11 protein-coding genes are annotated in these 11,027 nt (G+C 71.4%); 3 read left to right on the top strand and 8 right to left on the bottom strand.

The features are described 5' to 3' along the window. Window positions 1-2,617 (bottom strand): LamG-like jellyroll fold domain-containing protein (locus tag IEZ07_RS34830; RefSeq protein ID WP_191898698.1); only part of this gene is annotated, 2,617 nt, incomplete at its 3' end. Between the two features lie 320 nt (window positions 2,618-2,937). Further along, the gene (locus tag IEZ07_RS34825) at window positions 2,938-4,761 is read right to left on the bottom strand and encodes a hypothetical protein (RefSeq protein WP_191898697.1); all 1,824 of its coding nucleotides are present in this window, start codon (window positions 4,759-4,761) and stop codon (window positions 2,938-2,940) included. On the opposite strand from IEZ07_RS34825, the gene IEZ07_RS34820 reads away from it, so the two are divergent. Continuing rightward, window positions 4,756-5,061, top strand: coding sequence for a hypothetical protein (locus IEZ07_RS34820; RefSeq protein WP_191898696.1), 306 nt, complete (start codon window positions 4,756-4,758; stop codon window positions 5,059-5,061). The two genes, IEZ07_RS34825 and IEZ07_RS34820, sit on opposite strands and share 6 nt — an antisense overlap. A 45-nt stretch (window positions 5,062-5,106) precedes the next feature. On the opposite strand, the gene IEZ07_RS34815 is transcribed toward IEZ07_RS34820, so the two are convergent. Further along, on the bottom strand, window positions 5,107-5,355 hold the full coding sequence (locus tag IEZ07_RS34815; RefSeq protein ID WP_191898695.1) for a hypothetical protein: 249 nt from the start codon (window positions 5,353-5,355) through the stop codon (window positions 5,107-5,109). Window positions 5,356-5,551: 196 nt separating this feature from the next. Further along, entirely contained in the window at window positions 5,552-5,830 is a 279-nt protein-coding gene (locus tag IEZ07_RS36150) for a hypothetical protein (RefSeq protein ID WP_239321077.1), read from the bottom strand. Between the two features lie 403 nt (window positions 5,831-6,233). Here IEZ07_RS36150 and IEZ07_RS34805 point away from each other — a divergent pair, with 403 nt between their 5' ends. After that, window positions 6,234-7,160: a WD40 repeat domain-containing protein gene (locus tag IEZ07_RS34805; protein ID WP_191898694.1), complete on the top strand. Its 927-nt coding sequence runs from the start codon at window positions 6,234-6,236 to the stop codon at window positions 7,158-7,160. 283 nt (window positions 7,161-7,443) lie between these two features. Here IEZ07_RS34805 and IEZ07_RS34800 read toward each other — a convergent pair whose 3' ends face one another. After that, a complete protein-coding gene (locus IEZ07_RS34800; protein WP_191898693.1) occupies window positions 7,444-7,752 on the bottom strand; it encodes a hypothetical protein in 309 nt (102 codons plus the stop codon). A gap of 159 nt (window positions 7,753-7,911) precedes the next feature. On the opposite strand from IEZ07_RS34800, the gene IEZ07_RS34795 reads away from it, so the two are divergent. Further along, window positions 7,912-8,925 carry an IS630 family transposase gene (locus IEZ07_RS34795; RefSeq protein ID WP_191898692.1) on the top strand — a complete coding sequence of 338 codons (1,014 nt, stop codon included), beginning with the start codon at window positions 7,912-7,914 and terminating at the stop codon, window positions 8,923-8,925. A 29-nt stretch (window positions 8,926-8,954) separates the two neighbouring features. Here the strand turns inward: IEZ07_RS34795 and IEZ07_RS34790 are convergent, their stop codons facing one another. The 3 genes from IEZ07_RS34790 to IEZ07_RS34780 form a co-directional block, all read right to left on the bottom strand. Next, window positions 8,955-9,569: a TniQ family protein gene (locus IEZ07_RS34790; protein ID WP_275413878.1), complete on the bottom strand. Its 615-nt coding sequence runs from the start codon at window positions 9,567-9,569 to the stop codon at window positions 8,955-8,957. Further along, a complete protein-coding gene (locus IEZ07_RS34785; protein WP_239321074.1) occupies window positions 9,566-10,594 on the bottom strand; it encodes an ATP-binding protein in 1,029 nt (342 codons plus the stop codon). The genes IEZ07_RS34790 and IEZ07_RS34785 overlap by 4 nt, the downstream gene beginning before the upstream one ends. A gap of 68 nt (window positions 10,595-10,662) precedes the next feature. Then, window positions 10,663-10,896 carry a hypothetical protein gene (locus tag IEZ07_RS34780; RefSeq protein ID WP_191898690.1) on the bottom strand — a complete coding sequence of 78 codons (234 nt, stop codon included), beginning with the start codon at window positions 10,894-10,896 and terminating at the stop codon, window positions 10,663-10,665. Between the last annotated feature and the right edge of the window lie 131 nt (window positions 10,897-11,027).

Genomic DNA, 11,027 nt, shown 5'->3' with positions numbered 1-11,027 from the left:
AGCCTTCCTCCATCGACCACGCCGCGACGCCCTTGTCCACACCCGGATCCGGATCCGGATCAGGATCAGGATCAGGATCAGGATCAGGAGGCGAGGCGGTGGTGGCGGCCTCGACACGGGTCTCGGTGTCGGTGGGCAGCGCGGGCGCGTCAGAGGTGATGCGGTAGGCCGGGGACTCCTGGCAGGACGGCGGGGTGACGCCGGCGCGGCAGGCCTTGACCACGAACTTGAAGCTCGCCGGGTTGTCCAAGGCGAAGACCTTGTCGAGGACCTGGCCGGAGGGGACGTCGTTGTGCGTGGTGACGGTCGGCACGCCCTGCAGAGCCCGGATCTCGTCCGCGGTCAACACCCGGTCGTAGACGTGGACGTCGTCGACCGCGCCGTTGAGGAACTCCAGGCTGCCGCCGACCTTGCCGCGGCCGATCTCGAAGGCGCCGCGGGCGTTCCACTCCACGGTGTGGTCGCGCTCGCCGGCCAGCACACCGTCGACGTACAGCCGCATCTCGTGCGCGGTCGCGTCGTACTGGGCGACCAGGTGCGTCCACTCACCGATCTTCGCCACCTTGTCGGACTGGATCGCCACCGGGCTGACCCAGCCGGCGGTGTCACCCCGGGCCATCTCCAGGTCCCAGCGTTGATCGAACTCGGGTGCGGTGGGAAACGAGCTGAACGACAGGGTGAAGGCCGCCTGGTTGACGCCCATCTGGCTGAAGACGGCCTGGTCGGTGGTGCTGCTGTCCAGCTTGACCCAGCCGGCGACGGTGTAGCTCTTGTCGGTGGCCAGGACGGGCTTGGCGGTGGCGGCGTAGGCGTCGTTGCCGCCCTCGGCGCCGTCGTTGGCCAGCTTCACCGCCTGCCCGAGCTGCCCGGGAGTACGGCTGTAGGCGCCCTGCAGGGTCGCGGTGAAGCCCTTGCCGGAGGAGTCGGCCGCGGTGGCGCCGGTGGTCTCATCAAGCTTCCAGTGCGCCACCTCACCGGCCGGGATCTCCGAGGCCGGGGCGGGCATGGTGGAGTCGTTGACCGAGACGGTGTAGTTGATCTTGCTGCCTTCGGGCACCCGCGAGGCGTACGACACCTTGACGTTGGTGGTGCGGGCGATCGCGTCGTTGCCGTCGATGGAGTCGATCGATTCGGCCGTCACGGTCGGGATCTCCGGCGGCAGCACCCAGTCCACGCTCAGCTTCGGCACCGTGCTGCCACCCTGGAGGGCGGCGTAGAAGCGGTATTCCTCCATGAACGGCGACAGGGACGTGCCCGGCGGGACGGGGAACTCCCGGGCCAGGCTCAGGCTGATGCCGTGGTTCGGGGTGCCCGAGGCCCACAGCCGCGTGATCTCCGTCAGGTTCCAGCTCCACACCGCCCCGGAGCTGCTCGGCATGTCACAGGTCAAGACCGAGGCCCGGCCCTCCGGCGTGCTGGAGGGCTGGTCACCCCAGAAGGTGTCGTCGGCGACCCACGCTTCGGTGAGCCGTTGGGCGGTGATGCCCTGGAACTCGTTGCAGGACCACGCCTCCGTGCGCAGGGTCGCTTGCAGGGTGGCTTTGACCACCTGGCGGTTCGCGATGGGGGCGGTGTCGAACGCCAGCAGTGACCGCATCACCTGCTCGACGCGGGTGGGGGTGCCGCCGAAGCCGCAGTTGGCCGTGCACACCTGGGTACGCCCGATCTGGCCGGGCATCCCCATCTGCCCGTTGGGGGAGACGATGGAGACCTCCTGCGTCACCCCCAGAGTGGTGGTGGGGTCCACAGTGACCGGGTACCGGGTGGCCGGGTCGGCCAGCCATTTCGCATCCGGCTTGAGCACCAGCACGCTCTTGCCGTCCTCGGTCACCACCTTCGCCGAGACCTTGGCCTGACGTCCCGGATGCTGGGCGGTGGGCTTGTCGGCCGCGGCGTCCCACATCAGCGGGGCGGGCGCCGAGGCTACCTCCTTGCCCTTGCCCTTGCTCTTGCCGGTCGTCAGCGACAGGCCACCGGACTCGGTCGTGCTCAGCTTGAGGTCGTCGGTGTGCACGGGCAGGCGGAACTCCACCGGCTCTGTGGGCCGCTCGCGCAGCACCACGTCATGCCGGAAACCGGTCGGCAGCGCGGTGACGACCAGGTCGGCCGCCGGACCGGCGGCTCCGGTGTAGGTGGCGACGTTACCGGTGATCTGCGGGCGCGGCAGCGGCGTCGGCCACGACAGGCCGAAGCTGCGGTCCTTGGCGTCGGTCATGGTGGCGAACGGCTCCGACCCACCGACCGAGATCCGCACGTCGGCCTTGGCGACCTTGGGCTTGAGCACGCCGTCCTGCTCGACCAGGGTGGTGTCGATCCACCGCCACTGCCCGGCGTCGTCCTTGATCCGCAGCGGGCCCGCCCACACATCGCTGGCCAGATGCCCGTCCGGGTAGGCCCAGGTCGTCGAGGTCTCCGCTTCGGTACCGGCGACCTCGACCGGCTTGCCGAGCTTCTTCGCCTCGGTCACGGCCGCGCGCAGAGCGGCGTCCGGGTCCTCCGGGCGGGGGAAGGTGGTCGTCGTGGGCGTGGACGGGTCAGGTGATGTGCTCGGCTGGGGATCAGCGGCCGCCGGGGATACGGTGCTGCCGGCGACCAGCAGCGATGCGGTCAGGGTCAAGGCCGTCGCCACGGGGGTGGCGCGTTCCAGAAATCTTCGCCGCCGGATGGGCGCGAGGAATCCGGGCCTAGGAGGAGAACCCACCAAGGCTCCATTCGTATAAGGAGAGGATAAAAGCGATCATGTATATCAAGATCGACCGACAATGATCTAGGCAGGGTGGTGGATTCACACCCACATCACGCATATCGGCCCACCCCAACCAGCTACGGTCACCCCACAGCGACAGCGTTGTGACACCACGAAGGCATCGCGCGGGTTGAAGGGGCGGGTCTGCTTCTCGCCGGAAGCCCGACCGCGACCCGGTGGATGATGCTCTGCTATCGGCTGAGTCCGGGTCCGCGGTTGTGCTGCCGGTGCGGGTCGCGGTGGGACGGCGGCCGGTACGGCTCGGCGCTGCGCGTGATCGTGCCGGGCGGCGGGGCGCCGGGCGAGCGCAGGAGTGCGGCGCGTTCCCGGTCCGGCATCGCGGCCTGGCGGCGGGCGTGCTCGGCGCGGGCCGCGTTCTCGAGCGCGCGCTGGTCGGGGGTCAGGTCCAGGCGGCGGGCGTGTTCGGTGCGCGTCGTCGCCAGCTGCCCGCGCGCCTGCTTATAGCGCCGGTCGGCGGCGGCCGCGGTGCGGGTGACGCGGTCGGCGCGGCGCGCGGCGGCCAGGCGCTCATCCCACTGTCGGGTGAGCGTGTCGTGCTCGGTGAGTCTCGTCGTCCAGGTGTGGCGCGGCGGGGCTGCCGCGGCCGCGCTCTGGGCCGCGTCCTGGAGCGCCGGTCGGGTGAGCCAGAGCTGCTCGGCGCGCTCGGCGACGGCCTGCAGGCGCTTGCGCAGGGCGGGCAGGTGTTCCTGCAGGCGGCGGAACTCGGCGTTGCTGGCCGGCACCAGGCGCGTGAGGCCGCCCAGTTCTGCCAGGCGCTTCTTCCCGCGAGCGATCTGCTGCTGCAGGTCGTGGCGCCGGTCGCGGAGCTGGTCCAGGGCGTCGTCGAGCTGCTGCAGCCGCGCACCGGCCTGCTGGGCGCGGCCGATCTGCTCGGCGGTCCGGGTGAGGGCGTCGCGGCGCTCGCGCAGGGCGGCCGCGCGTGGCCCGTCGGAGCCGGCGGCGAGGTCGCGCACGGCCTGGCGGGCCTGGCGCGCCGCCTCGGCGGTGGCGCCGGCTCGCTCGGCCAGAGCGGCCAGACGCTCATCCAGCTGCTCGGCGTTCAGCAGGCCCAGCCCGCCGGGCAAGCGCTCCAGGGCGGCGAGCGCGTCCTCAGCGAGCAGGCGCTCCCGCACACTTTCGGCGAACGCGACGGCCTCGGCTTCGATCGCGGCGAGCCGCTGCCGCGCATCGGTGGGCTCGGTGGCGTGCGGGGCCCGCTCGGGCGGGGTGCCCGCCAGCTCGGGGGCGCGCTCGCCGACGGGCTGGGTGGCGATCGGGGGCGGCTCGGGGGTCAGGAACCGGTCGGCACGCTCGCCGTCCAGGGTGGCGGCATACGCGGTGACGGCGCGGTCGATCTCCTCGGCCCGGGTGCGGGGCTCGCCGAGCCGGGCCCGGTCGGCGTCGGTTTCCAGGACGTCGCGCGGCAGATACAGGTGCGCGCTGATCCGGTCACGCGTCATCGCCGAATACAGCGTGTGCGGGTCCAGGCCCATGCCGTAGACCAGGGCGTGATGCGCGCTCTGGCCCTGGGCGGCCGCGACGGTGAGCGCGGTGCCGTGCGACAGCCCGCCGCCGGCGATGTAGTCGGGAGCGAGCACCTCCCGCACGAGTCTCGGCCCGTCGGCGCTCTGCTGTCGCCACTCGACCTCGACGCAGCGGTCGCGGCCGATGGCCACCACGACGCCGCGGTAGCCGTTGAGCACGTCCGCGTGCCGACCGCCGGTCCTCTGCGCGCGGTAGTCGTTGGCGCGCACCCGGACGTGGTCGCCGACGGCCAGCTCCAGGCGCCGCCCACCGGCCAGCGCGTAGACGACGTCCGGGCCGACCAGTTCGCCGACGGCGCGGCGCAGCGCGCGGGCGGCGGCGTTCAGCCGGTCGACGTCGGCGTTGGTGCCCGCCATCACCAGCAGGTTCGCCAGCTCCTCGTGGACGTCGCGCACGTAGGCGGTGCGCACATCGCTCCAGTCGGCCAGCAGCGCGGCGAGCGTGTCGGTGGCACCCTTTCCGGCGTGCACGCGGCCAGTGGCGGCTGCGGGATCGTCCGCGTGGTCGCTGGCCCGTTGGAGGACCTGGTCGCCGAGCGGGCGCGGGCGGTGATGACGGCGCCGCAGACGCGGGCGCGACTCGCCGAGCTGGGCCACACCAGTGGCTTGGACGTGCTGACGGCGGAGGCTTTCGCCCGCTGGTGGCAGGACGCGGACGGCCCGCACCGGTACGCGATGCTCGTGCTGCTGGATCGGGTGCGTATCGGCCCGGCCCTGGGCGGGCGGCTCGCACCGGTCGACGCGCGCCGGGTGACGTTCACCTGGCGGTAGCGGCCCACCGCCCTCCGGGCGGCCACACCCCGGGACGCGGAAGGGTCAGACCTGCGCGGCGGCCCGCAGCGCGGCCGCGACCAGCATCTCCACGGCACGCTGCTGGTTCGGTGTGGTGCATTCCAGCTCGGTGATGTATCTGCTGGTCAGCATGGCCCACGCCGCGGCGGCGCCGTACCGGCCGGTCAGCCGCCCGGCTTCTTCGACCACCCGGTCGAAGTCCTCGCCGGCGTGCGTGACCAGCTGGGCGGCTGCCGCCGATGCGGCGGCGCGCCCCTGCTCGGGATCCGCCATGTCCATCCTGGTGCGCCTTTCGGTCGGGGTCAGCGTGCAGACGGCAGATCGTAGACGGTGACGGTGACACCCCGATCAGTGAGGGCCTGGATGATCAAGGGCGCGATGCGCTCCCATGATCCTCCGGCCAGGCCCGCGCCGATGCGGGGCAGATGCACACTGGCCCGGCGTTCGGTCGCGTTCTCGGTGAGGGCGGTCAGGCACTTGCACAGGGCGTCGTAGCGGATGGGGGCGCTGTGGTCGCCGCGGCGCACCCCGGGGCGGTGCGCAGGCCCGCGGCGGTGCGGATGCCGTGCTGGGCGATCATGTTGACCGCCCAGAGCCCTTCATCGACCGGGACGGTCTGCACCGCGCCGAGGGCGAAGCCTTGTCCGGAGCGGTACCAGGCACGGTAGGCGGCCCTCAGCGCCGGCCAGCGCAAGGCCAGCGCGGCGGCGAAGCCCCGGGCCGAACGCGCCGATGTCGTTGCACACATGATCGATGATCTTCGAGTCGTTGCCGACCCGTGCAACATGGAATGCGTCGGCCGTCACCACCGGGCGGGAGGATCGTCCCCAGCGATTGAAGATCTTGACGCGCGGCCGGAACGGGAAGATCCTCACCAGATGGGCTCACGCGCGACCGGCACCGCGGCAGGACTGCTCGTACTCGCGCTGCTCGGAGGATGCGGCCAAGACCCCGCGGACGAACGGGTCTCGTTGCGAAGGGATGCCTCTCCCGCAGCTACGGCGCCATCCCCACCCCCGTCGCCGCCGTTCGCCGTTCCCCCTTCCGGCAGTCCTTTCCCGATCGCGGCGCCGACCACCACATCCACGATCCCGTCCTCTGCGGCCCCCGTCCCGCCGCCGGAGCCCCCGGTCACCTCCCTGGCCTCGCCCATGGCGACCTCCGCACCCCTGCCCGCGACGGGACCGCCGCGGTTCGTCGTCACCACCCGGGCCCCGTTCGCCCGCCCCGTCCCCGGCTCCAAGGACCACACCCAGATCCCGGTACGGCCCGCCGTCCACGACGCCGCCACCGGCGGCTTCCTGGCCGAGATCCCGCTCCCGCCGGGTGTGCCGTCCGCCTGGCAGCGCCTGGCCGCCGCACCCGACAACCGCACCTTCGCACTGGCCGGATGGACCGGACCGGACACGCCCCTGCGGCTCTTCCTGGTCACCCTCGACGACGACGGGCGGCCGGGTGAGCCGGTGGCGGTCCCCGGCCCCGACGACGGCCTGCGCGCGCCATTGCTGGACCTGGCGCTGAGCCGGGACGGCACCCGGCTCGCCTACGCCGTCCCCACCCGGGGCGGGACGAGGGTCTCGATCGTCGACGTGGCCACCGGACAGCGCCGCGACTGGGTCACGACCACCCCCGGACTGATCGCCGGACTGGCCTGGGCGCCGGACGGGCGGCAGATCGCGATAACGCTCAGCAACTGGGGCGTGGGCGTCATCGACCCCGCCGACCAGGGGACCGACCTGCTCGCCGCCGCGCGCCTGATCCGGCCGAGTCAGGGGCTGCCACTGCTGGGATCGGTGGCCTACACCCCCGACGGCGGCTCCCTGATCTACGCGGCCGGTCACGCCATCGAGCGCGTCCCGGCCGGCGCAGGAGCGGGGCCCGAGGTGATCACGCGGGCGGACCCGCCGGCGGGGGCCTCGCTGAGCCTGCGCTTCAGCCTCGACGGGACCGGCCGCCACCTGCTCCACCTGCACCGCTGGCAGGGCCATCGGATCGACCTCACCGACGGCTCCACCACGACGGTGCGGATCACGGGCGGTGAGCGCCCGGGCAAGGGCGAGCTGTACGCCGCCTGGTGACCGCCCCGGCCGCCCGGACACGACGGCCGAGGCCGTCCGTGACGCGGGCCCGCGCGGCCCTTCACCGGGCGCCGCAGGACGCCCCTGCCGCGGCGTCCGCTCCGCATGCCAGGTCAGCGCGGTGACGCCCATCAGGTGTGACCACAACCCGCTCTGGCCGGGCGAGCTGTCCCGTCTCAACGGAGTTGGCGTGAGACCAACACTCTGACCTGCGACGCGCCAACTCTGGTGAAACCGCGGAGGGCGTCCGTCTCATCCGAGCTGGCGCGCGTAACCGGATGTCTCACTTGAACTGGCGTGTGATCATGGAATGCCATGTCGGCAGTCCTCTCCCTTCGCCCCGGCCTCGCGCTGCCCGGACGCGCCGCATCGTGATGTTGCGGCGTTCGTGGAAGATCCAGAGATAAAGAGGGTCGTTGCGGAGGTAGTCGTTGGCCGTGGTGAAGGTGAATCCGGGAGCAACCGTTCGCTGGACCTCGGCCATGAACATCGGATGGACAAGCATCGGCGACTCACGGGACAGGGCTTGATCCCGCCATTCCGGGATGACCAGGAGCCGGGTAAGGGCAACGATGTCCGGGTAGCGGGCCACCTGGACAAGGCTGTCATCAGAAGAAGCGCGGGCCCCGCCGGGGCCCGCGAGAACAGCCAGACGCTCACGGAAACGTTCCTGATACTGAGCCGATCATAAGTTTTGGTACTTGTTCGAGGCCGTCGGAGACAGCATGCCCGTACGGGGCACGCTGAGGGAATGGCCAGAAAAGGTCGCAGAGCGACGTTCGAGGAGAAGGTCTTCGCCCTCCGGCTGCTGGAGCAGGGCATGTCACCGGACCGGGTGGCCGAGGCACTGGACGTGGGCCGCGAATCGATCTTCCGGTGGAAACGCCAGGCGCGATCGGGCGGCACCGAGGCGCTGCGGATCAAGAAGGCGCCCGGTAGGCCGCGGAAGCTGCGGCCCGGCCAGGAGCAGACCGTCAGGGCGCTGGTGCGCGATGTGGTGCCCCGCCAGGTCCTGGGCGCCGCCGTGGTGCTGTGGACCCGGGCGCTGGTCGCCCTGGTGATCGCGGCCTGGTTCGGCATCGGGATGTCGGTGGCGGCGGTCGGGCGGCTGCTGCGCGGCCTGGGCCTGTCGGTGCAGCGCCCGCTCTACCGGTCGCCGCGGCGTGATGAGGCGGCCATCGCCGGCTGGAGGAGCACCCTCTTTCCGCGGATCCGCCGGCAGGCGCGCCGGCGCGGAGCGCTGGTGCTGTTCGCCGACGAGATGAGCATGCGCGTCGATCACCGCTCGGGCACCACCTGGGGCCTGATCGGGCGGACTCCGGTCGCGCGGGCGGGGGCGGGCCGCCGGTCGGTGAAGATGTTCTCGGCCGTCGGCGCCGACGGCACGCTGCGCTACCGGCTGGCCTGGGGGTCGATGGACCGGTGGGCGTTCCTCGGGTTCTGCGCGCAGTTGCTGCGGACCGTCACCCGCCCGATCATCCTGATCGTCGACGGCTCCTCGATCCCCACCGCCCGTGTGGTGCGGGACTTCGTCGCGCGCACCGGCGGGCGGCTGCGCCTGTTCTTCCTGCCCGCGTACGCACCCGAGCTCAACCCTGATGAGTGGGTCAATCAGAACGTCAAGGCCGGGGCGGCTCGTGAGGCGGTCGCCGATGAGCACGAGCTGGCCGCGGCCATGCACTCCAGGTTGCGTCGGCTGCAAAAGCGCCCCGACATCGTCCGGGGCTTCTTCGCCGACCCGCAGCTGGCCTACATCAGGCCGTAGCGCCGATAGTCTCAGAACTTACGATCGGCTCAGTACCAGCCGGCGGTCGTCCACTGCGACCAGATGTAATGCGCGGTGCGGAACGCGTTGAGGACGGCGTCATGGCCGTGGCGCCAGCGCAATCGGCGGTGGAGTCGACCGGCGCGCAGAACATCGCTGAGCTGAGCGACATCGGGCTGCGGCGCTTCGATGTCGAGGCTGAGTGCCGTCCAACGGCGATGCCGCCAGCAGATGACGTCCTCGAAGTGATGCCATCGAACAACCCCCGGGTCATGGGAGCCGAAACCGAGCCGGGCAAGGCAGGAGCGGCATCCTGCCCGACAGCGATGCGCTTGGCCGGGCAGCGGCCGCCTGCTGATGTTCATGGACTGCAGCTCATCGGGGGTGCAGAGCTCGAGGATCGCGTAACGCAGCGATCGTTGCGGGTAACCGGTAAGGCGTGCCAGCCGGTCGGCGGGAACGGCGACGCTCTTGTGCCTGCTGCCGCTCACCCGCTCGCGCAGAGCCTTCGGGTCGAGGTGATTGGCGGAGGCCAAGCGCGTGAGGTAGGAGTCCAAGGTCTCATCCAGGACCGGTGCCGGGCGCCGCGGCAGCCGATGCAGAGGCGGGGCCTTCCAGGAGACGAAGAGCGGCGGGGCGGTCACGCCGCATCGCCGCCCTCGGACTCGGCGGCATGATCGACGGGCAGCTCGTCGAGAAGCTCGCGGCTGACGGCCTCGCGGCCGTCCAGGATGGCGGTGATCGCAGAGGCGCGGATGAGGTGGGACAGGCTGCCGATCATCCCGCCGGTGCGGCGGTGCAGATATCGGGCGAGCTCGACGAGAGTGCCGGGTGTGTGCCGGTGAAGGCGCAGCTCGGCTTCCATGGTGGCGACCAGGCTCTTCCATTCGGCCTGGTAGGGGAAGGGGCGGGTGTTGATCAGGACGCAGCGGCCCGCGATCTGCTTTCCGCGCACTCCGGTGAACAGACCCTCGCGCTCGACGTTGATGCCGGCGTAGATGAACGTGGCGGGCAGGTGCTCGGTGAAGTACTTCAGATGGTCGGACATGTCTTCGCCGGCGACCGTGGCGAGGTTGAGATTGTGGATCTCGTCGACCAGGACCAGTTCGCAGCGGGCCTCGATGAGGATCTGGCAGACGGCGTCGGCGATGTCGGTGGTGTTGGTCGATCGCTTGGCCGAGGGCAGGCCGAGGAAGCGGGCGAACTCCATGGCCAGCTTGCGCGGTGAGCCTTTCGGCGGCGTGGTGACGTAGACGACCGGGATGCGTTCCCGCTGGCCGGGATGGCGGCCGCGGACCATGAGCTCGTGCGTGCGGCCGAGCTGCTTGATCGCGGTGCTCTTGCCCGTCGTCCACGGACCGGAGATGATCATTCCGCGTCGGGCGCTGATCTCCCGCCGGTTCAGCAAGGTGAGCAGGCGCCCCTGCTTGGCGACCTCGCGGACGGTGGAGGTGGCCACGACGGCCAGCTCGGAGTGGTAGGTGATGCGCGCATCATCGTAGGAGAAGCGCTCATCGTCGCGGAGAGCCTGCCACTGCTCCTGCGGCAGCAGATCGAAACTGGCCGGAGGATCATCGACGAAGCGACGCCAGCCTTCCAGCGTCGTGATGGGATCGCGGCGGTCTTCGGCCCGAGTGTTGAGCAGCTGGGCCAGGTCGGTCACCACCACCGCTTGGCCTCCTCCTGCGGATCGAAGACACCGAGCGGAATGACCTCGGCCAGCGGTTCGCCGTCCTCCTACGGGTCTGGGGGCGGTGTCACCTGCTGCGGCGGCGGCGCGAGACGCGGCCAGGCGGGCTCGGCCGTGGCCCGGGTCCGGGCTCTGACCTTGTGATCTTTGGCGGCCTCGGTGCGTTCGGGTCCTTGCCCGGCCCGGGTGAGCACCTGGTTGACGACGTCGGCGATCTGTTCCTCGGTGGGCCGGTCCTGGCCCCTGCGGGCCAGGATCTGACGGGCGTGATCCCAGGCCATGTCGCCGAAGGGGACGGGCGCGCTGCGCAGGTGCCGCCAGAAAGCGGTGATCCAGCCGCCGTCATGGTGGGCAGCCGGACACCGGCGGCCTGGGCGCGGTTCAGCACCGCGATCAGCTCGCCCAGCCCGGA

The organism is Planomonospora parontospora, from assembly GCA_014647935.1.
Classification (GTDB): domain Bacteria; phylum Actinomycetota; class Actinomycetes; order Streptosporangiales; family Streptosporangiaceae; genus Planomonospora; species Planomonospora parontospora.
This window is presented reverse-complemented; position numbering and strand designations above follow the sequence as displayed.